Consider the following 22,672-nt stretch of genomic DNA (forward strand, 5'->3'; position numbering starts at 1 on the left):
AGCCCTATAATGCGCGCCGGTTTTTGGGGTAATGGTCATGAGTACAGAAGATCCGCGTTTTGCAGGCATCGCCCGTTTGTATGGCATCGAAGGTCTCGCACGCCTGCGCGCGGCGCATGTGGCGATCGTCGGCGTCGGCGGCGTCGGTTCTTGGGCGGCGGAAGCCATCGCGCGGTGTGGTGTGGGCGAGATTTCCCTTTTTGACCTGGATGACGTCTGTGTCAGCAACGCCAACCGGCAGCTGCATGCGCTGGACAGCACCGTGGGCAAACCCAAGGTCGAGGTAATGGCTGAGCGTCTGCGCGGGATCAATCCCGGGTGCACCGTGCATGCGGTGGCGGACTTCGTGACCCGCGAAACCATGGCCGAATACATCACGCCGAACATCGATTGCGTGATCGACTGCATTGACAGCGTGAATGCCAAGGCTGCGTTGATCGCCTGGTGCAAACGTCGCAAGATCCAGATCATCACGACCGGTGGGGCGGGTGGGCAGATTGATCCGACGCTGATTCAAGTCTGCGACCTGAACCGCACGTTCAATGACCCGCTGGCTTCGAAAGTGCGTTCAACGCTACGTCGCGATTACAACTTCTCCCGCACCGTGACCCGCCACTACAGCGTGCCGTGCGTGTTCTCGACCGAGCAACTGCGCTACCCGAAACCGGATGGCAGCATTTGCCTGCAGAAGAGTTTCGTCGGGGATGGCGTGAAGCTGGACTGCGCGGGCGGGTTTGGTGCGGTGATGATGGTGACGGCGACGTTCGGGATGGTCGCGGCGACCAAGGCTGTGGACAAGATCGTGGCAGGGGTGCGGCGGCCGGCGGATCGGGTTAAGCCTCAAGCCTGACATCGAGTTCTATACGCTCAGCCGTGTAGCAGCTGTCGAGGCACGAGGCTGCGTTGCGTGTCCGCAGGACCGCCCTCGGGGCCGCTGCGCAGCCCAACGCAGCCTCGTACCTCGGCAGCTGCTACATACCTGGCAGCGATCGGGCCTACAGGGTTGTGGCAAGTTCATTCATTCGCTCAAGTACGGCATTGAGGCCATTGCTTCGAGAAGGGGAGAGTTGCCGGCTCAACCCCAGCTGACTGAACCACTCTGGTAAATCCACCTGCTGCAGCTCTGACGCCGACAACCCGTTAACCCGCGCCAGCAGTAACGCCACCAACCCGCGAATCAATCGCGCATCGCTGCTCGCCGCAAACTGCCAGTGCCCGTCGATTAACGTACCTACCAGCCACACCTGGCTCTCACAGCCATGCACCCGATTAGCGTCAACCTTGTCTGCATCGCTCAGTGCGGGCAGGCGGTCGCCCCATTGCATCAGCAGTCGCGCGCGTTGTTCCCAGCCAGCCGCATTCTGAAAAGTGTCCAGCGCAATAACCGCATCAGCAGGCAAACTCATCGCAGCATCTCCAGCGCCTGATCCAGCGCCTCAAAGAAGCGTTCCAGGTCTTCGGAATCGTTGTACAGCGCCAACGACACCCTGATCGCTCCGGCCAGTTCAAAGCTTTTCAGCAAAGGCATGGCGCAGTGATGGCCTGCGCGTACGGCGATGCCCTGCTCTGTCAGCAGATGGGCCACATCCGAGTTATGCACGCCTTCGGCGACAAAACTGACCAATGCCAGTTGCGGTTTTCCCAACAGGCGAATGCCGTTGCGTGCCTCAAGGCCCTTGAGCAGATACTCATGCAGCGCCGCTTCGTGGGCGGACACCGCGTCTTGATCGAGCCCGGCAAGATAATCCAGTGTCGCGCCCAGGCCAATCACACTGGCAATCGGCGGTGTGCCCGCTTCAAAACCCAGCGGCGCCGGGCGGAAGCGGGCGTCGTGGTAATTGGCGTCCAGCACCATTTCACCGCCGAACTGCCAGGGCCGCAGCTGTTCAAGGGCTTCAGTGCGCCCGAACAGCACACCCAGGCCATCGGGTCCGTAGAGCTTGTGGCTGGAAAACACATAGAAATCGCATCCCAGCGCCTGCACATCATGGCGACCATGCACCACGCCTTGAGCACCGTCGACCACGGTCAGCGCGTTGTGCGCCTTGGCCATGGCAAGCAACGAGGTCAACGGTTGCCAGGCGCCGAGCACATTGGACAACTGACTGACCGCCAGCAAGCGGGTGCGTGGGTTGATCAACTGCGCGGCGGCTGCAAGGTCAATCAAACCGTGGGCATCCAGCGGCAAGATCACCAGTTTCAGGTCCCGGCGCAGGGCCAGTTGCTGCCACGGCAGCAGGTTGGCGTGATGCTCCAGGGCGCTGATGACAATCTCATCGCCGGGGTTGAGCACGTGCTCCAGGCCATACGCCAGGAGGTTCAGTGCAGACGTTGCGCCGTGGGTGAAGATGATCTGCCCGCATTCGCCGACATTCAGCCATTGGGCGACTTTGCTACGGCTGTCCTCGAACGCCTGGGTGGCGTGGGCGCCGGGCAAGTGTTGCGCCCGATGCACGTTGGCCGCGCCATTGGCGTAGTAGTGCGCCAGAGCATCCAGCAGGGCTTGAGGTTTTTGTGTGGTGGCGGCGTTGTCCAGATAGGTCTGGTCTTGCCGTTGCAGCGCGGCGATGGCCGGAAAGTCGGCGCGCCAGGGAGAGGGAATCATCATGTTGTTCGGGCCCTGCTAAACATGGGCGGGGTGTACACCGGACCTTGTGGAAGCGAGTTTATGTGGTGAGGGAGCAAGCTCCCTCGCCACACAAACTCGCTCCCACAGGTGCGGAAGGCACTTAGTTGTGAGCGTGCAGCGCTTCGTTCAGTTCGATTGCCGATTTGTGGGTTTTGCACTCCACGGCACCGGTTTCCGAATTGCGGCGGAACAGCAGGTCAGGCTGGCCAGCCAGTTCGCGGGCCTTGACGACTTTGACCAGTTGGTTGTTTTCGTCCAGCAGCGCGACTTTGGTGCCAGCGGTGACGTACAGACCCGATTCAACGGTGTTGCGGTCGCCCAACGGGATACCGATACCGGCGTTGGCGCCGATCAGGCAGCCTTCGCCCACCTTGATCACAATGTTGCCGCCGCCCGACAAGGTGCCCATGGTCGAGCAACCGCCGCCCAGGTCCGAACCCTTGCCGACGAAAACGCCAGCCGACACGCGGCCTTCGATCATGCCCGGGCCTTCGGTGCCTGCGTTGAAGTTGACGAAACCTTCGTGCATCACGGTCGTGCCTTCACCGACATAAGCGCCCAGGCGAATACGGGCGGCGTCAGCGATACGCACGCCAGCCGGAACCACGTAATCAGTCATTTTCGGGAATTTATCCACCGAGAACACTTCGAGCAGTTCGCCGCGCAGACGCGCTTCAAGTTGATGCTCGGCCAGTTCGCTCAGGTCGATCGCGCCCTGGCTGGTCCAGGCCACGTTCGGCAGCAACGGGAACACACCGGCCAGGTTCAGGCCGTGTGGCTTGACCAGGCGATGGGACAGCAGGTGGAGTTTGAGGTAAGCCTCAGGCGTCGAGGTCAGTTGCGCATCGTCGGCCAGCAGGGTGGCAACCAGCGGTTTGTGGCTTTCGGCCAGGCGGGTCAGCAGCGCGGCCTGGGTCGCGTCGACGCCTTTGACGGCTTCAGCCAGTTGCGAGGCCTGGGCGGTGGTGAACGTGATGGCCTGGTTGCCTGCGGTGTAGCCCAGAATTGGCGCAATGGCGGCAACCAGTTCGGCGGACGGATTGAGCAGTGGCTGCGCGTAAAACACTTCCAGCCATGCGCCTTGACGGTTTTGAGTGCCGACACCAAAGGCCAGGCTGAACAGGGTAGTGGACATGTGAATACCTCTAACAAAATTGAACGGGCTGGCTTACTTGAGCGCTGCCGCGTAGATATCTGGCTTGAAGCCAATCAGGGTACGGTCACCGAGATCGAGCACCGGGCGCTTGATCATCGAAGGTTGTGCGAGCATCAGTTCGATGGCTTTCGCCTGGTCGAGATCGGCTTTGCGTTCGTCGTCGAGTTTGCGAAAGGTCGTGCCTGCACGGTTCAACACCACTTGCCAGCCGTGCTCATCGCACCACTGGGTCAGGTGTTCACGGTCGATACCGGCCGTTTTGTAATCATGGAAGTCATAGCTGACAGCGTGTTCATCGAGCCAGGTGCGCGCCTTTTTCATGGTGTCGCAGGCTTTGATGCCGAAAAGGTGCAACGTTTTACTTGAAACGGTCAAGGAATTGCCCCCTTTACAGGTGCTGGAAAAAAAAGGTGAAGGATTATGCCATGACCCTTCAGTTAAAACCCAAAACCCTGTGGGAGTGAGCCTGCTCGCGATGGCGATGTAACCGTCCAACATCGATATTGACTGACCCACCGCGATCGCGAGCAGGCTCGCTCTTACAGGGATATCAGACGGGCTGATACTCGCGATGCGACATTGGTACAACGGCCAGCCGCCAGTCTAAACGGCTAATATGGCACTTCAATGCTGTCGAATGTCCGGGAACCCTGCTTTATGCAAACCGCCTATACCGTCCTGATTCTGCTGATGCTGGTGAGCGTTTCACGCCTGGTGGGGCGAGTCATCCCGCTGCCGTTACCGCTGGTGCAAATCGGCGCCGGAGCCCTGCTGGCCTGGCCGACACTGGGTTTGCATGTGGCGCTGGATCCTGAATTGTTTCTATTTTTGTTTTTGCCGCCGCTGCTGTTCTCGGACGGCTGGCGCATGCCCAAGCGTGAACTGTGGCGGCTGCGCGGGCCGATTCTGATGCTGGCCGTAGGACTGGTGCTATTTACCGTTGTGGGCGCCGGATATTTCATTCATTGGCTGTTGCCGAGCATTCCGCTGCCGGTGGCATTTGCATTGGCTGCGGTGCTGTCACCGACAGATGCCGTGGCGGTGTCGGCGATTTCCCGTAATCGCCTGCCAACACCGTTGATGCACATGCTGCAGGGTGAAGCGTTAATGAACGACGCCTCGGGTCTGGTGACGTTCAAATTTGCCTTGGTCGCAGCAGTGACCGGCGTTTTCTCGCTGGCCAATGCAAGCCTGACGTTTGTGCTGGTGGCGGTCGGTGGGCTGGCCGTCGGCGTGGCGCTAAGTTGGCTGGTGGGGCGCTTGCGCTCCTGGATGATCGCTCGCGGCTGGGACGATCCGGCAACGCATGTGGTGTTCATGCTGTTGCTGCCGTTTGCGGCTTATGTCCTGGCTGAGCGCCTGGGTGCGTCGGGCATTCTGTCGGCCGTCGCGGCAGGGATGATGCAGAGCTGGCTCGACCTGTTGCCTCGGCAGACCAGTACTCGGCTGCTCAATCGTAGCGTCTGGTCATTGCTGGAGTTCGCGTTCAACGGCTTGATCTTTTTGCTCTTGGGCCTTCAGTTGCCCGACATCATCAAGGCGGTGGCCAGCCATGAGACATCGTTGTGGCCAACGCTGCTCTATCGCTGCCTGGACGTCCTGGCGATATTTCTGGTGCTGCTGGTGTTGCGGTTTGTCTGGGTGCAGAGCACGTGGCGCTTTTCCGGACTGCTGCGTCGCTGGCGCGGTAAGGATGAAATGACCCAAGTGCCTACCGCCCGATCCTGCTGGTTGCTGACAGTGGGCGGAGTACGAGGGGCGGTGACATTGGCGGGTGTGCTGTCGGTGCCAATGTTGATGGGGGGAGAGGCTTTTCCTGAGCGTGATTTGCTGATTTTTATCGCCGCCGGGGTGATTTTGCTGTCGTTGATTGCCGCCTGCATCGCGTTGCCGCTTTTGCTGCGTGGCATTGAAGTCAGCCCTGACGACAAGCGGCGCAGTGAAGTGCGTGACGCGTGGCGCAAAACGGCTGAAGCCGCGATTCAGGCGCTCGAGTCAGAGGAGGTCAATCCCCAGGATGCTGCCGAAACAGCGTTGGCAGCTGAATTGAGGGCGCGGATCATGTCCGAGTACCGGCATCAATTGGACGTGTTCAACGATTCGGCGGAAGCTCAGGCACTGGCATTTCAGATGGATTTGCTGGAGCGGCGCATGAGATTGAAGGCGCTGCGAGCGCAGCGCCTCGAGTTATATAAGCTCAGTCGTCATCATCAGATCGGCGACGATGTATTGCGCGAAGTGCTCGGGGAACTTGATATGAGCGAGGCAAATTTGGGCCAGATTAAATAATCCTCTATTTAGAGGTGGGGATATATTTTTCTTATATTGATCTTGTCTTGGTCGCTGATCGACAGGTTGTCGCCTACTTGCCAGTCTCCATAAGTGAGCTCGTTCGGAACTCTATAGTGCATGATGGATTTTTTATCGTAGGTGCCTGTGTAAGTGCGCGGGTCTTTGCTGACGTTGAATAAATTGATATCAACGTCTGTTTTGCTCCAACCCTGAGTGTCGCGGTAGAAGTCATAGACCTTTTCCTTGTTCCAGGGAATTCTGGCATGGGGGTGCAGATGTTCGTGCTCCAAACCCAGTGCGTGACCAAACTCATGCAGTAATGTGTGCTCAAAAGACCAATGGTCCGGTTTCGATGCGACGAGCAGAGTGGGTTGATCGGGAGGTGCTATCAAGGCATCGGTACCCAGGTAGGATTCATTGTGCTTTCCACCCAGGTAAAGCCGGATGTCGGCTGAGCGATTCTTTACAAAATCGAGCGCCAGGCTGTGGTGTGGGTCCCACTGTCTGATGATTCTTTCAACTCGATACTCCAGTTCGTCAGGTAGCGTTTCCATGAAGGAAACGGTAAGGGTTCGGCCATTGTTCCAAAACTTGCTGTAGGTGCCGACAGCACGTTTGCTTCGCTTGCCGGGTGACGTGGGTTCGGCATTTTTGGGTGTTTCTTTTATCGCCACGTCATATGACGCTAGTGTGCTAAGCGGTTGTATTAATTTAACGAATTGTTCGTTGTGCATAAGTCGCGTCCTTGTCGATTACAACAATCAGTCTCTTTCCAGGAGGTGTGATTTTATTAAGTTAAAGTTCAGGATAGTGCTGTTGTGGGTATAAGGGGTGGGTGGTGTTGTAAGCTGATATTGAAGAAAGTCCCGTGTCTGCATTGCACAGCACGGGACGTGTTATTTATTGCTTGCCAGTCACGAATGCCCGGATGCGTGTTGCTGCTTCTACACATTCCGCCAATGGCGCAACCAATGCCAGGCGTACTCGGCCTGCACCTGGATTGAAACCGTCTACTTCGCGGGACAGATAAGACCCTGGCACCACGGTCACGTGTTCTTCGCGGAACAGGTCGCGGCAAAACGCTTCGTCATCACCTTCAACATTTTGCCACAGGTAAAAACCACCGTCGGGGCGCTGCACGTCCATGACCGGGCTGAGAATCTGCAGCACCGCGTCGTATTTCTCGCGATAGAGGTCACGGTTGGCGCGTACATGTGCTTCGTCATTCCACGCGGCAATACTGGCAAGCTGGGTTTGCACCGGCATCGCGCAGCCGTGGTAGGTGCGATACAGCAGGAAGCCTTTGAGAATGTCTGCATCACCGGCCACGAAGCCAGAACGCAGGCCCGGCAGGTTGGAGCGCTTGGACAGGCTGTGGAACACCACGCAGCGTTTGAAGTCCTGGCGACCCAGCTCCACACACGCACTGAGCAGGCCGGCCGGCGGGGTTTGTTCGTCGAAGTACAGTTCGCTGTAGCACTCGTCCGCGGCGATCACGAAATCGTATTCGTCAGCCAGAGCGATGAGTTTTTTCAGGGTGTCGACCGGAATCAACGCACCGGTCGGGTTGCCTGGGGAGCACAGGAACAGGATCTGGCAGCGTTTCCAGATGTCCGGGGATACGGCCTCGAAATCCGGGTTGAAACCGTTTTCGTCAAGACAAGGCAGGTAGTGCGGCTTGGCTCCGGCGAGAAACGCCGCGCCTTCGTAGATCTGATAGAACGGGTTCGGACTGACGACCAGGGCGTCTTCGCCACGGTTGACGACGGTTTGCGTGAAGGCGAACAACGCCTCCCGGGTACCGTTGACCGGCAACACGTTGCGCGCCGGGTCGAGCCAGGCGGTCGGCACACTGAAGCGACGCTCGCACCAAGCCGTGATGGCTTCACGCAAAGCCGGTATGCCGAGGGTCGTCGGGTATACGGCCATCTGATCCAGATTGCTTGCCAAAGCCTCGGCCACAAAGCTCGGAGAACGGTGCTTGGGCTCGCCAATGGACAGGGCGATGGCGCGCTTGTCCGGGTTTGGCGTAACGCTGCCGAGCAGGGCGCGGAGCTTTTCGAAAGGGTAAGGCTGGAGCTGGTTCAGTGCGTTGTTCATGCCGGTCTCGTTCAATCCGGAAGTGACCCCTGTGGCGAGGAGATAAATCCACTCGCCACAGGGGGGCACTCCCACAGGGGGAATAGGTATTGTCAGATGCTGATGCGGGACAGTTTGATATCGGATTCCTGATTGACGGTCAGTTGTTCGACGATTGCATCCTGCAAGCGACTGCACAGCAACGGATCGGACAACGGCTGGTTGTTCGCGTCCGTAATAAAGAACACGTCTTCCACGCGTTCCCCCAGGGTGGCGATCTTGGCGTTCTGCAGGGACAGGTCGAATTCCAGGAAGATCGTACCGATCCGTGCCAACAGGCCAGGACGGTCCGGCGCGCTGAGTTCCAGCACCGTCACCGGCCGCTGGGCATCGTTATGAATCGTCACTTGAGGCGCAAATGCAAAGTGCTTCAGTTGTCGCGGCACCCGTCGCTGGATGATGGTCGGGTAGTCATCCGGGTTGCGCAGGGCTTCGGTCAAGCCATCGCGAATCTGTTTGACCCGTGCAGGATTATCGCCAATCGAGTCACCATCGGTGTCGAGCACGATGTAGGTGTCGAGGGTGAACTGGCTGCTGGAGGTGATAACCCGGGCGTCATGAATGTTCAGGTTGAGCTGGTCCATCGCTGCCACGGTCACAGCGAAGAAGTCGTGCTGGTCAGGTGCATAAATGAAGATCTGCGTGCCACCCTCGAATTCGCGCTGGGTGGTTTCCTTGATCAGCACCAATGGCCCGCCATCAGCCGGCTGCTGGAGGATCGCGTCACTGTGCCAGGCAACATCGCCGGCAGTGTGGCGCAGAAAATAGTCGTCACCCAATTGTGCCCACAGCTGTTCGACGTCGTCCGGATCGGTGCCGCCGCGGACCAGAATATCCAGGGCGGCACTTTGGGTCTGGCGGATCTGCTCTTCGCGATCCACAGGGTTTTCCAGGCCACGGCGCAAGGCGCGTTTGGTTTCGGTATAGAGCTGGCGCAACAGGCTCGCGCGCCAGGAGTTCCACAGCGTCGGGTTAGTGGCGTTGATGTCCGCAACAGTCAAGACGTACAGGTAATCCAGGTGGGTTTCATCACCGATGATCTGTGCGAAATCGTGGATCACTTGTGGATCGGACAAGTCCTTGCGCTGGGCGGTTGTCGACATCACCAGGTGGTTCTGCACCAGCCAGACGATCAGCCGGCTGTCCCACAACGGTAACTGGTGGCGCTGGCAGAAGGCCTCGGCATCCACCGCGCCGATTTCCGAGTGGTCGCCATGCCGGCCTTTGCCAATATCGTGATACAGGCCGGCCAGGTAGATTAGCTCCGGTTTGGGTAGCTTGCCCATGAGCTTGCTGGCCAGCGGGAATTTTTCCGACACCTGCGTGTACTGCAATTTGCGCAGGTGTTTGATGAGATTCAGGGTGTGGGCGTCGACCGTATAAATGTGAAACAGGTCGTGCTGCATCTGTCCGACAATGAAGCCGAACTCTGGTAGATAACGCCCGAGGATGCCGTAACGGTTCATCCGGCGCAGGTTGCGATGAATGCCGATCTTGCACTTGAACAGCTCGATAAACAGGCTGGTATTACGGATGTCGTTACGGAAATCGTCATCGATCAGGTGGCGGTGTTCACGCAGCAGACGAATGGTGTCTGCACGCACGCCTTTGATTTCCGGCTGCTGGGCCATCAGCACGAAGATTTCCAGCATCGCGAAGGGGGTTCGGCGGAAAACGTTGTCGTTGCGGGCCTCGATGTAGCCGTCGTGCAGCTGGAATCGTGAGTTGATCGGCTGCGGAGGCGCTTCGTCTTCCGGTGCGAGGATGACTTCCTCGAAGTGCTGGATGATCAGGTCGCTGAGCTGGGCAATGCTCATCACCACCCGATAATACTGCTGCATGAAGTTTTCAATGGCTTGCTTGGCGTCATCGCCCTCGAAGCCCAGCAACCCGGCAATGGAACGCTGGTGATCGAACAGCAGGCGGTCCTCGGAGCGACCCGCGAGCATGTGCAGGGCGTAACGGACTTTCCACAAGAATTCCTGGGACGAAGCCAGCAAGGCGTTTTCGCTTTCAACCAGAAAACCTTCGCCTGCCAGTGCGCGCAGGTTCAGGGTGCCGTATTCGCGGCGGGCGACCCAGAGAATCGTCTGAATATCGCGCAGGCCGCCGGGGGAGCCTTTGACGTTGGGTTCCAGGTTGTATTCGGTATCGTTGTACTTGTGGTGACGAGCCTTTTGCTCGGCGCGTTTGGCCAGGAAAAAGTCCTTGCTTGGCCACATGTGCGCGGTGCTGGTGACGTCAAGCATGCGCTGGCGCAAACGCTCGGGACCGCAGATGGTGCGGCTTTCCATGAGGTTGGTGACCACCGTCAGGTCGGCGCGGGCCTCGACGGCACACTCGTCCACGGATCGAACGCTCTGGCCGACTTCCAGACCGATGTCCCACAGCAGTGTCAGGAATCGCTCGATGGAGTCACGGAAAACTTCGTGGTCGGCGCTGTCGAGCAGGATCAGCAGGTCGATGTCGGAATAAGGATGAAGCTCACCCCGGCCGTAGCCGCCGACCGCAACCAGCGCGATGTCGGCGTCTTCGCTCCAGCTGAATTGTTCCCAGGCCTTTTGCAGGATGTTATCGACGAACCAGGCGCGATCCTCGATCAGCCGGCGAATGTCCCGGCCGCTGCGAAAGCGCCCGTCGAGCACCTCGCGGGCTTGGCGGATCGCCTTCTTGAAGGCGGCGATAGGGCTTGCCTTCAGGGCCAGTTCAGCCTGGAACTGGCCGCGGTCGAAGAGTTCTGGATCCACCTGCGGCATTGATCAGCTTTCCTTTCTGTAAGGCTAAGCGCTAAGGCTGAGAGCGATGCGGCCCTTGTTAAGCCGAAACGCGCGGGATGGTGTCATCGGCGCGAAGGGTGAAAATCTCGTAACCGGTTTCTGTCACTGCCAGGGTGTGTTCCCACTGTGCCGAAAGCTTGCGGTCCTTGGTGATCGCAGTCCAGCCGTCGCCCAGCACTTTGGTGTCGGCCTTGCCCTGGTTGATCATCGGCTCGATGGTGAAGGTCATGCCGGCTTTCAGCTCCATACCGGTGCCCGCGCGGCCGTAGTGCAGAATCTGCGGTTCTTCGTGGAACACCTTGCCGATGCCGTGGCCGCAGAATTCGCGGACTACCGAAAAACCATTCTTCTCGGCATGCTTCTGTATCACTTCGCCGATATCGCCGAGACGGCAGCCGGGCTTGACGATTTCAATGGCCTTGTACATGCATTCCTGGGTGATCTGCGACAGGCGCTCGGCCCAGAGGGGCACCGTGCCGACGTGGAACATGCGGCTGGTGTCGCCGTGGTAGCCGTCCTTGATCACGGTGACGTCGATGTTCAGCGTGTCGCCATCCTTGAGCGGCTTCTCGTTCGGGATCCCGTGGCAGACCACGTGATTGATCGAGGTGCAGATAGACTTCGGATAGCCTTTGTAGTTAAGCGGGGCAGGGATGGCTTGCTGCACATTGACGATGTAGTCGTGGCAGATGCGGTCCAGCTCTTCGGTGGTGACGCCTGGCTTGACATGTTCGGCAATCATTTCGAGCACGTCGGCGGCCAGTTTGCCGGCGACACGCATCTTTGCGATGTCCTCTGGAGTCTTGAGGGTGACGGTCATACAGGCTCTCTCTGCGCTCGACGGCGCTTAACTAATTCGGAATGGGCAGTGCGCGATCGATCTTCGCAGCCCTTAAAAACGCGATTCTAACAGACGATCAGCGCAAATCTGAGCCTCTGTGCATCGCATCTGTCTATAGATGGGCGCATTCTTGAGCGATTCCAAGGGCGAATAAAGGCGTGCGTCAGGATTTGAGAATCCGGGTTCCGTTTTTTGCAACCTTATGATATAAAATGCGCCGCTTTCCGGGGATACCCCGAAGAGCTTAAATCCACACACGTGTCGACACGATGACCTGGGTGCCTTCAGCTGATGCTGCTGGTTGGTCATTGGGATACGTGGAGGCCAAACCCGACTTATTAAGGAACTATCATGTCCCAAGTCAACATGCGCGATATGCTGAAGGCCGGTGTGCACTTCGGTCACCAAACCCGTTACTGGAACCCGAAAATGGGTAAATACATTTTCGGCGCGCGTAACAAGATCCACATCATCAACCTTGAAAAAACCCTGCCAATGTTCAACGAAGCTCTGACTTTCGTAGAGCGTCTGGCCCAGGGCAAAAACAAGATTCTGTTCGTCGGCACCAAGCGTTCCGCTGGCAAGATCGTTGCTGAAGAAGCAGCACGTTGCGGTTCGCCGTACGTCGATCACCGCTGGTTGGGCGGCATGCTGACCAACTTCAAAACCATCCGTGCTTCCATCAAGCGTCTGCGTGACCTTGAAGTTCAAGCCGAAGACGGTACTTTCGCCAAGCTGACCAAGAAAGAAGCGCTGATGCGCACTCGCGATCTTGAGAAGCTCGATCGTTCCCTGGGTGGTATCAAGGACATGGGCGGTCTGCCAGACGCACTGTTCGTTATCGACGTTGATCACGAGCGCATCGCGATCACCGAAGCCAACAAGCTGGGCATTCCGGTTATCGGCGTAGTCGATACCAACAGCAGCCCGGAAGGCGTTGACTACATCATCCCAGGCAACGATGACGCAATCCGCGCTATCCAGCTGTACATGGGTTCGATGGCTGATGCTGTAATCCGTGGTCGCAACCACGTTGCTGGCGGCACCGAGCAGTTCGTTGAAGAAGCTCCGGTAGCAGCAGCTGAGTAATTGACGCCTTGGCGTTGACTCAGTAAGCAAAAAGGGGGCTTGGCCCCCTTTTTGCCACCTCGAAAACCATCTGTCAGCGGCGCAGCTACAGCATTTGTAACGTGCAGCAGCTAACAAGGTGGTTCGGGAAGAATTGAACGCCCGTTCGATCGGGTGGAATGGTTGAAAACCTATCCAAGAGGAATTTTGAAATGGCAGAGATTACTGCAGCGTTGGTCAAAGAACTGCGCGAGCGTACCGGCGAAGGCATGATGGATTGCAAAAAGGCCTTGACCAAGGCTGGCGGCGACATCGAAAAAGCCATTGATGACATGCGTGCTTCGGGCGCCATCAAAGCTGCCAAGAAAGCTGGCAACGTTGCCGCTGAAGGCGCTATCGCGCTGAAAGAAGACGGTAAATCGGCCGTTCTGCTGGAAGTGAACTCGCAGACCGACTTCCTGGCTTTGCAGGACGACTTCAAGGCATTTGTTGCTTCCAGCGTTGAAAAAGCGTTCGCTGACAAGCTGACTGACGTCGCTCCACTGATCGCCGCTCAAGAAGCCGATCGTCTGGTTCTGGTCGGCAAGGTTGGCGAAAACGTCAACATCCGTCGTCTGGCACGCGTCGAAGGTGACGTTGTAGGTGGTTACCTGCACGGCAACAAGATCGGTGTTGTGGTTGCCCTTAAAGGCGGCAGCATCGAGCTGGCCAAAGACATCGCCATGCACGTAGCGGCGACCAACCCTGAATTCCTGCTGCCATCGGAAGTTTCCGCTGAAGCGGTCGAGCGTGAGAAGGGCGTGTTCCTGACCCTCAACGCTGACAAGATCGCCGGCAAGCCGGAAAACATCGTTGAAAACATGGTTAAAGGTCGTATCAGCAAGTTCCTGGCTGAAGCGAGCCTGGTAGAGCAGGCGTTCGTCAAGAACCCTGAAATCAAGGTTGGCGAACTGGCCAAGAAAGCCGGTGCTGAAATCGTTTCCTTCACCTACTTCAAAGTAGGCGATGGCATCGAGAAGCCGGTCGACAACTTCGCTGAAGAAGTTGCTGCCCAGCTGGCTGCCGCCAAGCAATAAGACAGTTTTCAACTGTCGCCCTGAAGAGGCTGCCCGCTCACGCGCGCAGCCTCTTTTCAGATGGGGCACCAATTTTTAATTGGTTTCCCCTTGGAACTGGCTTACAAAGCCATGTTCCGATGGCGCTGAAGCAGCGCCACGCTAGAGTGAACGCCAGCTGAAAACAGCTCGCAAAGAATTTTTTAAAATACGCCGCAGGAGAGATTCGCAATGGCTCAGCAGGGCAGTGGTTATCAGGCTCGCTATAAACGCATTCTACTCAAGCTTAGCGGCGAGGCCTTGATGGGCTCGGAAGAGTTCGGGATCGATCCCAAGGTGCTGGACCGCATGGCGCTGGAAGTTGGCCAACTGGTCGGCATCGGCGTCCAGGTCGGTCTGGTAATTGGCGGTGGCAACCTGTTCCGCGGTGCAGCGCTGAGCGCGGCCGGCATGGATCGGGTCACCGGTGACCACATGGGCATGCTGGCCACTGTGATGAACGCCTTGGCCATGCGCGACGCGCTGGAACGTGCCAATATCTCGGCCATCGTAATGTCGGCCATCTCCATGGTGGGCGTGACCGATCACTACGATCGTCGCAAAGCCATGCGCCACCTCAACGCCAAAGAAGTGGTCATTTTTGCTGCGGGTACCGGTAATCCGTTCTTCACCACGGATTCGGCAGCTTGCTTGCGTGCTATCGAAATCGATGCCGATGTCGTGCTCAAGGCGACCAAGGTCGATGGCGTCTACACCGCTGACCCATTCAAAGATCCGCATGCCGAGAAGTTCGATCATCTGACCTACGATGAAGTGCTGGATCGCAAGCTGGGCGTGATGGATTTGACGGCGATTTGTCTGTGCCGCGACCACAAGATGCCGCTGCGCGTATTTAATATGAACAAGCCCGGCGCCCTGCTGAATATCGTGCATGGCGGCGCTGAAGGGACCCTGATCGAGGAAGGCCAACAATGATCAACGAAATCAAGAAAGACGCTCAAGAGCGCATGCAGAAATCCCTGGACTCTCTGAACCATGCATTTGGTCAGATTCGTACCGGCAAGGCTCACCCAAGCATTCTGGGCAGCGTGATGGTGCCGTACTACGGCGCAGACACTTCCATCACCCAGGTGGCCAACATAACGGTCAAAGACTCCCGGACCCTTCAGGTCGTAGCGTTTGAGCGCAACATGCTCGCGGCGGTCGACAAGGCAATCCAGAGCGCCGGTTTGAACCTCAACCCGACCAACCTGGGCGAGTTGCTGTTGATCTCCATGCCTGCCCTGACTGAAGAAACCCGTAAGGGCTTCACCAAGCAGGCGCGCAGCGCCGCAGAAGACGCCCGTGTTGCTGTGCGCAACATTCGTCGCGATGCGCTTGGCGATCTCAAGAAACTGGTCAAGGACAAGGAAATCAGCGAAGACGAAGAACGTCGTGCTGCTGCCGATATCCAGAAGCTCACCGATAAGGCTGAGGCCGATATCGACGCGGCGACCAAGCAGAAAGAAGCGGACCTGATGGCCGTATAAGGGTCACGTTTTCATGGAAAAGACTAAGCAGACTGCACCCTTCGCGGTGCCGCGCCATGTCGCGATTATCATGGATGGTAATAACCGCTGGGCGAAAAAACGCTTTTTGCCCGGTGTCGCCGGGCATAAAGCGGGTGTTGACGCGGTTCGGGCGGTGATTGAAGTGTGTGCCGAGGCGAAGGTCGAGGTTCTGACCCTGTTCGCCTTCTCCAGCGAGAACTGGCAGCGTCCGGCAGATGAGGTCACCGCCTTGATGGAGTTATTCTTCAAGGCGCTGCGTCGTGAGGCCAAGCGCCTCAACGACAACAGCATCAGTTTGCGCATCATCGGTGACCGTTCGCGCTTCCACCCAGAGCTTCAGGCCGCTATGCGCGAGGCTGAAGCGATGACGGTGGGCGGCAACCGGCTCGTTCTGCAGATCGCTGCCAACTACGGTGGCCAGTGGGATATTGCTCAAGCGGCGCAGCGTCTGGCGCGTGAAGTTCAGGCAGGTCATCTGCGTCCGGAAGACATTACGCCGGATCTGCTGCAGACCTGTCTGGCCACGGGCGATCAGCCCATGCCTGACTTGTGCATCCGTACGGGTGGCGAACACCGCATCAGTAACTTCCTGCTGTGGCAGCTGGCTTACGCCGAGCTGTACTTCTCCGACCTGTTCTGGCCGGACTTCAAACACGACGCCATGCGCAAAGCGCTGGCCGATTTCGCTTCGCGCCAGCGCCGCTTCGGTAAAACGAGCGAGCAGGTTGAAGCTGGAGCCCGGGCTTAATGCTTAAACAACGAATCATCACAGCACTGATCCTGCTTCCAATTGCCCTATGCGGCTTCTTCCTCCTTGAAGGTTCCGGTTTCGCGCTATTCATCGGCCTGGTCGTGACCTTGGGTGCATGGGAGTGGGCTCGCCTGGCGGGCTTCGAGGAGCAGCCGATTCGCGTTGCCTATGCGGCGGTCGTCGCGGTGATGCTGTTCTTTATGCACATACTGCCCGGGCTGGCGCCATGGGTGTTGGGCGCTTCGGTGCTGTGGTGGGGCGTTGCGACCTACCTGGTGCTGACGTATCCACGTTCCAGCGGCCATTGGGCCAGTGCGGTCAGCAAGCTGGTGATCGGCTTGCTGGTGCTGCTGCCGGCTTGGCAAGGCTTGATCCTGATCAAACAGGAGCCTTTGGGGAACTGGCTGATCATGGCGGTCATGGTGTTGGTCTGGGGTGCTGATATCGGTGCCTACTTCTCCGGGCGTGCCTTTGGTAAGCGCAAGCTGGCGCCACAGGTCAGCCCTGGCAAGAGTTGGGAGGGTGTCTACGGCGGCCTGGCGCTAAGCCTGGTGATTACCGCAATCGTCGGTCTTGTTCGCGACTGGACGGTGGCGGAGCTGTTCAAAGGCTTGATGGGTGCCGCTGTGATCGTGTTTATCTCTGTCGTGGGCGACCTGACCGAGAGCATGTTCAAGCGCCAGTCCGGGATCAAGGACAGCAGTAATCTGCTGCCCGGTCACGGGGGTGTGCTGGATCGCATCGACAGTCTGACCGCGGCTATTCCAGTGTTTGCGGTGTTGTTGTGGATGGCGGCACCGTGAGCCGCCCGCAACTGATTACTGTCCTGGGTGCGACAGGTTCGATTGGTCTGAGCACGCTCGACGTCATCGCCCGTCATCCCGATCGATTCCAGGTGTTTGCCTTGAGCGGGTTCACCCGTTTGAGTGAGCTGCTGGCGCTGTGTATCAAGCATTTACCTCGGTTTGCCGTGGTGCCTGAGGTCGCTGCTGCTCGCACCCTGCAGGATGATCTTCGTGCCGCTGGCCTGTCGACACGCGTGTTGGTTGGCGAGAGAGGCTTGTGTCAGGTGGCCGCCGATCCAGAAGTGGACGCGGTCATGGCTGCGATCGTCGGTGCGGCGGGTTTGCGTCCGACCCTGGCGGCGGTCGAGGCTGGCAAGAAAATCCTGCTGGCCAATAAAGAAGCACTGGTGATGTCCGGTGCTCTGTTCATGCAGGCTGTGCGCAAAAGCGGGTCGGTGCTGTTGCCGATCGACAGCGAGCACAATGCAATCTTCCAGTGCATGCCGCGGGATTTCGCTCGTGGCCTGGGGCAGGTCGGTGTTCGTCGGATCTTGCTGACAGCGTCGGGCGGACCGTTCCGTCAGACGCCGCTCGCTGAATTGGTCCATGTGACGCCGGAACAAGCCTGTGCCCATCCTAACTGGTCCATGGGGCGCAAGATTTCCGTGGATTCGGCCAGCATGATGAACAAGGGGCTCGAGCTGATCGAAGCTTGCTGGTTGTTCGATGCCAAGCCGTCCCAGGTGGAAGTAGTAATTCACTCGCAAAGCGTGATTCATTCGTTGGTCGATTACATCGATGGTTCGGTACTGGCGCAGTTGGGCAATCCTGATATGCGCACGCCGATCGCCAACGCGCTGGCCTGGCCGGAACGAATCGACTCGGGCGTGGCGCCGCTGGATCTGTTTGCCATTGGCCGTCTGGATTTTCAGGCGCCCGATGAAGAGCGTTTCCCGTGCCTGCGCCTTGCGCGTCAGGCGGCAGAGGCGGGCGATAGTGCGCCAGCCATGCTGAACGCGGCGAATGAAGTGGCTGTCGCGGCGTTTCTCGATGGGCGGGTTCGTTACCTGGAAATCGCGAGTATCATCGAAGAAGTCTTGAATCTGGAGCCTGTCGTTGCGGTGAATGATCTCGAGGCAGTGTTCACGGCAGACGCCAAGGCGCGTGTGCTGTCAGAGCAATGGTTGAGTCGTCACGGGCGGTAGCCAGTGTTGCTTTACGTCGTGTCCATGCAGCACTGAACAGGAATGCGGAGAAAGTAAATGAGCGCGCTCTATATGATTGTCGGCACCCTGGTAGCGTTGGGTGTGCTGGTCACCTTCCACGAGTTCGGCCATTTCTGGGTCGCGCGTCGTTGTGGCGTAAAAGTGCTGCGTTTCTCCGTAGGCTTCGGTATGCCGCTGCTGCGCTGGCACGATAAGCAGGGTACGGAATTTGTGGTTGCCGCCATTCCTCTGGGTGGCTACGTCAAGATGCTGGATGAGCGCGAAGGCGAAGTGCCAGCCGATCAGCTCGATCAATCCTTCAACCGCAAAACCGTACGCCAGCGCATCGCTATCGTCTCGGCGGGCCCGATAGCCAACTTCTTGTTGGCGATGTTTTTTTTCTGGGTGCTTGCCATGCTGGGCAGCGACCAGGTGCGCCCGGTCATTGGTGGCGTCGAGTCGGGGAGCATCGCCGCCAAGGCGGGCCTGGCCGCAGGTCAGGAAATTGTTGCCATTGATGGCGAGCCGACTTCGGGTTGGGCCGCGGTCAATCTGCAATTGGTGCGCCGACTGGGGGAAAGCGGTTCGCTGCAGTTGCTGGTCCGCGACCAGGGCTCCACGGCTGATTCGCCTCGTGAGCTCGTGCTGGACAAGTGGCTGAAGGGTGCCGATGAGCCTGATCCGATTCGCTCGTTGGGTATTCGTCCGTGGCGTCCAGCGTTGCCGCCGGTACTGGCAGAAATCGACCCGAAAGGCCCGGCACAGGCCGCTGGCCTGAAGACTGGCGATCGATTGCTGGCCCTTGACGGCAAATCGTTCGATGACTGGCAGCAAGTGGTTGATACCGTTCGCTTGCGTCCTGATACCAAAATCCTGCTGCGCGTCGAGCGCGACGGTGCTCAAATCGACGTCCCGGTTACTCTCGCGGCTCGCGGTGAGAGCAAGGCGCCGAGCGGCTACCTCGGGGCGGGGGTGAAGGCTGTCGATTGGCCACCAGAGATGATCCGTGAAGTCAGTTTCGGTCCTCTGGCCGCGATTGGGGAGGGTGCTCGACGCACCTGGACCATGAGCGTACTGACCCTCGATTCGCTAAAGAAAATGTTGTTCGGTGAGCTCTCGGTAAAAAACTTGAGTGGACCGATAACCATTGCTAAAGTGGCGGGCGCTTCTGCCCAGTCGGGCGTCGCTGATTTCCTGAATTTCCTTGCTTATCTGAGTATTAGCCTGGGTGTTCTGAATTTGTTGCCCATTCCGGTACTGGATGGGGGGCATTTGTTGTTTTATCTGATCGAGTGGGCGCGTGGTCGCCCCCTTTCGGATCGGGTGCAGGGTTGGGGGATACAGATCGGCATCAGTTTGGTGGTCGGGGTGATGTTGCTCGCTCTGGTCAATGATTTGGGTCGTCTGTAACACTTCGCTGAATTGCGAATCTGCCGCATTTTGCGGCAGTTTGTTTATTGCCAGTTGGAATAAGAAAGGACTTCATGAAACGTCTGCTGCTAACTGCGGTTCTCACCGTATTGATGATCGCCGAAGTTCACGCCGAGTCCTTCACTATCTCTGATATTCGCGTCAATGGCCTCCAGCGGGTCTCCGCGGGTAGCGTCTTTGGTGCCTTGCCGTTGAACGTCGGCGAGCAGGCGGATGATCGTCGCCTGGTGGAATCCACTCGTGCGTTGTTCAAAACCGGTTTCTTTCAAGATATCCAGCTGGGCCGCGATGGCAACGTCCTGGTCATCACGGTAGTCGAGCGTCCGTCGGTCGCCAGTATCGAGATCGAAGGCAACAAGGCGATCTCCACTGAAGACCTGATGAAGGGCCTTAAACAGTCCGGTCTGGCCGAAGGCGAGATCTTCCAGCGTGCCACCCTTGAAGGCGTGCGTAACGAGCTGCAGCGTCAATACGTCGCTCAGGGCCGTTACTCGGCGACCGTCGATACCGAAGTGGTGCCGCAGCCGCGCAACCGTGTCGGGCTGAAGGTCAACATCAACGAAGGTACCGTCGCAGCTATCCAGCACATCAACGTGGTGGGTAACACCGTCTTCCCCGATGAAGACCTGATCGACCTGTTCGAACTCAAGACGACCAACTGGCTCTCGTTCTTCAAGAACGATGACAAGTATGCTCGGGAAAAGCTGTCCGGCGACCTGGAGCGTCTGCGTTCCTACTACCTGGACCGCGGCTATATCAACATGGATATCGCTTCGACCCAGGTGTCCATTACTCCGGACAAGAAGCACGTCTACATCACCGTTAACGTCAACGAAGGCGAGAAGTACACCGTTCGTGACGTCAAGCTGAGCGGTGACCTGAAAGTCCCTGTAGACCAGGTCAAGTCGCTTCTGCTGGTCCAGAAAGGTCAGGTGTTCTCGCGCAAGCTGATGACCACTACGTCCGAACTGATCACTCGCCGCTTGGGTAACGAGGGTTACACCTTCGCCAACGTCAACGGCGTACCGGTGCCTCACGACGATGACCACACCGTCGACATCACCTTCGCAGTCGATCCAGGCAAGCGCGCTTACGTCAATCGCATCAACTTCCGTGGCAACACCAAGTCGGAAGACGAAGTGCTGCGTCGTGAAATGCGTCAGATGGAAGGCGGTTGGGCTTCGACTTACCTGATTGACCAGTCCAAGACCCGTCTTGAGCGTCTGGGCTTCTTCAAGGAAGTGAACGTCGAAACGCCAGCAGTGCCAGGCGTCGACGATCAGGTTGATGTGAACTACAGCGTTGAAGAACAGGCTTCCGGTTCGATTACCGCCAGCGTCGGTTTCGCCCAGAGCGCCGGTTTGATCCTCGGTGGTTCGATCACCCAGAACAACTTCCTGGGTACCGGTAACAAGGTCAGCATCGGCTTGACCCGCAGTGAATACCAGAGCCGCTATAACTTCGGTTATGTCGACCCGTACTGGACCGCTGATGGCGTGAGCCTGGGTTACAACGCTTTCTATCGCACCACTGACTACGATGAACTCGATACCGACATCGCCAGCTATGCCGTAGACAGCTTGGGTGCTGGCGTGAGCGTGGGTTATCCGATCAGTGAGACTTCGCGACTGACCTTCGGATTGACGGCTCAACAGGACACGATCAAGACCGGCGTTTACACCGTTGACGAGATTTTCGACTTCGTTAACAAGGAAGGCGATCAGTACCTGAACTTCAAGGCTTCGGCCGGCTGGTCCGAGTCGACGTTGAACAAGGGTGTTCTAGCGACGCGTGGTCACTCCCAGAGTCTGACCCTGGAAGCCACGACCCCTGGCAGCGACCTGTCATTCTTCAAGCTTGATTACCGTGGCCAGTTGTTCCAGCCGCTGAGTGAAAACTACACCATGCGCCTGCACACCGAATTGGGTTATGGCGATGGTTACGGTTCGACTGATGGCTTGCCTTTCTATGAAAACTACTATGCTGGTGGTTTCAACTCGGTGCGTGGCTTCAAGGACAGTACCCTGGGGCCGCGCAGTACGCCGAGCCGTGGCGTGCTTGAGACGGGTAACAAGGGTACTCAATTCGACCCGGATCAGGATCCGCTGCCGTTCGGTGGTAACGTCCTGATCCAGGGCGGTGTGGAAGTCTTGTTCCCGCTGCCGTTTGTGAAAGATCAGCGCTCCCTGCGTACCTCGGTATTCTGGGATGTGGGTAACGTATTTGACTCCAAGTGCGAACAAACGACGAACGCCAATGTCGGGTCGACTTCCCAGACAAAATGCAACGACATCAGTCTGAGCAACATGGCCAGTTCCGTCGGTGTCGGTGTGACTTGGGTCACAGCACTGGGTCCGTTGAGCTTCGCCCTGGCAATGCCAGTGAAGAAACCGGATGACGCTGAGACTCAAGTGTTCCAATTCTCCCTCGGCCAGACGTTCTAAGCGTCTGACCCAAGATAACGACAATGGATTTTGTAGGAGTGCATCGTGCGTAAGTTGACTCAATTGGTTCTCCTGGCGACCGTACTGGTAGCAGGTCCGGCTTTTGCCGACATGAAAATCGCCGTTCTGAACTATCAAATGGCACTGCTGGAATCCGACGCGGCCAAGAAATACGCCGTGGATGCCGAGAAGAAGTTCGGTCCTCAACTGACCAAACTCAAGACTCTGGAAAGCAGCGCCAAGGGCATTCAGGATCGTCTGATGGCTGGTGGCGACAAAATGCAGCAAGGCGAGCGTGAGCGCCTGGAACTTGAATTCAAGCAAAAGGCCCGTGACTTCCAGTTCCAGTCCAAGGAATTGAATGAAGCCAAGGCCGTTGCCGACCGTGAAATGCTGAAGCAGCTCAAGCCGAAACTGGACAGCGCTGTGGAAGAAGTCATCAAGAAAGGTGCTTTTGACCTGGTCTTCGAGCGTGGTGCAGTGATTGATGTCAAACCTCAGTACGACATCACTCGCCAGGTCATCGAGCGCATGAATCAGCTGAAGTAA

General features: G+C 57.9%; 20 protein-coding genes. 12 read left to right on the forward strand and 8 right to left on the reverse strand.

All coding sequences use genetic code 11. The annotated features are described in order from the left end of the window. Nucleotides 1-31 precede the first annotated feature (31 nt). A complete protein-coding gene (gene tcdA, locus ACA063_RS05630) occupies nt 32-850 on the forward strand; it encodes a tRNA cyclic N6-threonylcarbamoyladenosine(37) synthase TcdA (RefSeq protein WP_497665090.1) in 819 nt (272 codons plus the stop codon). 145 nt (nt 851-995) lie between these two features. Here the strand turns inward: tcdA and ACA063_RS05635 are convergent, their stop codons facing one another. The 4 genes from ACA063_RS05635 to ACA063_RS05650 all read right to left on the reverse strand — a co-directional run bounded on the left by ACA063_RS05635 (nt 996) and on the right by ACA063_RS05650 (nt 4,160). After that, the gene (locus ACA063_RS05635) at nt 996-1,406 is read right to left on the reverse strand and encodes a SufE family protein (RefSeq protein ID WP_497665091.1); all 411 of its coding nucleotides are present in this window, start codon (nt 1,404-1,406) and stop codon (nt 996-998) included. After that, entirely contained in the window at nt 1,403-2,608 is a 1,206-nt protein-coding gene (locus ACA063_RS05640) for an aminotransferase class V-fold PLP-dependent enzyme (protein WP_497665092.1), read from the reverse strand. The genes ACA063_RS05635 and ACA063_RS05640 overlap by 4 nt, the downstream gene beginning before the upstream one ends. Before the next feature lie 121 nt (nt 2,609-2,729). Further along, a complete protein-coding gene (gene dapD, locus ACA063_RS05645) occupies nt 2,730-3,764 on the reverse strand; it encodes a 2,3,4,5-tetrahydropyridine-2,6-dicarboxylate N-succinyltransferase (RefSeq protein WP_497665093.1) in 1,035 nt (344 codons plus the stop codon). Nucleotides 3,765-3,797: 33 nt separating this feature from the next. Beyond that, nucleotides 3,798-4,160, reverse strand: coding sequence for an ArsC family reductase (locus ACA063_RS05650; protein ID WP_010462846.1), 363 nt, complete (start codon nt 4,158-4,160; stop codon nt 3,798-3,800). 282 nt (nt 4,161-4,442) lie between these two features. On the opposite strand from ACA063_RS05650, the gene ACA063_RS05655 reads away from it, so the two are divergent. Continuing rightward, nucleotides 4,443-6,074, forward strand: coding sequence for a Na+/H+ antiporter (locus tag ACA063_RS05655; protein ID WP_497665094.1), 1,632 nt, complete (start codon nt 4,443-4,445; stop codon nt 6,072-6,074). An 8-nt stretch (nt 6,075-6,082) separates the two neighbouring features. On the opposite strand, the gene ACA063_RS05660 is transcribed toward ACA063_RS05655, so the two are convergent. The 4 genes from ACA063_RS05660 to map form a co-directional block, all read right to left on the reverse strand. Continuing rightward, nucleotides 6,083-6,811 carry a zinc metalloprotease gene (locus ACA063_RS05660; protein WP_497665095.1) on the reverse strand — a complete coding sequence of 243 codons (729 nt, stop codon included), beginning with the start codon at nt 6,809-6,811 and terminating at the stop codon, nt 6,083-6,085. 166 nt (nt 6,812-6,977) lie between these two features. After that, nucleotides 6,978-8,177: a succinyldiaminopimelate transaminase gene (gene dapC / locus ACA063_RS05665; protein WP_497665096.1), complete on the reverse strand. Its 1,200-nt coding sequence runs from the start codon at nt 8,175-8,177 to the stop codon at nt 6,978-6,980. Nucleotides 8,178-8,269: 92 nt separating this feature from the next. Next, nucleotides 8,270-10,972 carry a [protein-PII] uridylyltransferase gene (locus ACA063_RS05670; RefSeq protein ID WP_497665097.1) on the reverse strand — a complete coding sequence of 901 codons (2,703 nt, stop codon included), beginning with the start codon at nt 10,970-10,972 and terminating at the stop codon, nt 8,270-8,272. A gap of 58 nt (nt 10,973-11,030) precedes the next feature. Further along, complete coding sequence (gene map / locus ACA063_RS05675) at nt 11,031-11,813, reverse strand: type I methionyl aminopeptidase (protein WP_162440139.1); 783 nt, start codon at nt 11,811-11,813, stop codon at nt 11,031-11,033. Nucleotides 11,814-12,185: 372 nt separating this feature from the next. On the opposite strand from map, the gene rpsB reads away from it, so the two are divergent. The 10 genes from rpsB to ACA063_RS05725 all read left to right on the forward strand — a co-directional run bounded on the left by rpsB (nt 12,186) and on the right by ACA063_RS05725 (nt 22,672). After that, nucleotides 12,186-12,923, forward strand: a complete 738-nt coding sequence (rpsB, locus tag ACA063_RS05680; RefSeq protein WP_003219330.1) for a 30S ribosomal protein S2 — start codon at nt 12,186-12,188, stop codon at nt 12,921-12,923. 191 nt (nt 12,924-13,114) lie between these two features. Continuing rightward, nucleotides 13,115-13,978, forward strand: a complete 864-nt coding sequence (tsf, locus tag ACA063_RS05685; RefSeq protein WP_497665098.1) for a translation elongation factor Ts — start codon at nt 13,115-13,117, stop codon at nt 13,976-13,978. 210 nt (nt 13,979-14,188) lie between these two features. Continuing rightward, nucleotides 14,189-14,932: a UMP kinase gene (gene pyrH, locus ACA063_RS05690; RefSeq protein WP_003172271.1), complete on the forward strand. Its 744-nt coding sequence runs from the start codon at nt 14,189-14,191 to the stop codon at nt 14,930-14,932. Beyond that, entirely contained in the window at nt 14,929-15,486 is a 558-nt protein-coding gene (frr, locus tag ACA063_RS05695; protein WP_131059158.1) for a ribosome recycling factor, read from the forward strand. Before pyrH ends, frr begins: the two co-directional genes overlap by 4 nt. A gap of 13 nt (nt 15,487-15,499) precedes the next feature. Next, entirely contained in the window at nt 15,500-16,255 is a 756-nt protein-coding gene (gene uppS, locus ACA063_RS05700) for a polyprenyl diphosphate synthase (RefSeq protein WP_497665099.1), read from the forward strand. Further along, entirely contained in the window at nt 16,255-17,061 is an 807-nt protein-coding gene (locus ACA063_RS05705) for a phosphatidate cytidylyltransferase (protein ID WP_497665100.1), read from the forward strand. Before uppS ends, ACA063_RS05705 begins: the two co-directional genes overlap by 1 nt. Further along, the gene (ispC, locus tag ACA063_RS05710; RefSeq protein WP_497665101.1) at nt 17,058-18,248 is read left to right on the forward strand and encodes a 1-deoxy-D-xylulose-5-phosphate reductoisomerase; all 1,191 of its coding nucleotides are present in this window, start codon (nt 17,058-17,060) and stop codon (nt 18,246-18,248) included. Before ACA063_RS05705 ends, ispC begins: the two co-directional genes overlap by 4 nt. A 57-nt stretch (nt 18,249-18,305) precedes the next feature. Continuing rightward, on the forward strand, nt 18,306-19,658 hold the full coding sequence (gene rseP, locus ACA063_RS05715) for a sigma E protease regulator RseP (protein ID WP_497665102.1): 1,353 nt from the start codon (nt 18,306-18,308) through the stop codon (nt 19,656-19,658). Nucleotides 19,659-19,732: 74 nt separating this feature from the next. Further along, entirely contained in the window at nt 19,733-22,123 is a 2,391-nt protein-coding gene (bamA, locus tag ACA063_RS05720) for an outer membrane protein assembly factor BamA (RefSeq protein WP_497665103.1), read from the forward strand. Between the two features lie 45 nt (nt 22,124-22,168). Then, nucleotides 22,169-22,672, forward strand: coding sequence for an OmpH/Skp family outer membrane protein (locus ACA063_RS05725; protein WP_008028980.1), 504 nt, complete (start codon nt 22,169-22,171; stop codon nt 22,670-22,672).

The sequence above is a fragment of the Pseudomonas sp. LBUM1643 genome (assembly GCF_059716215.1).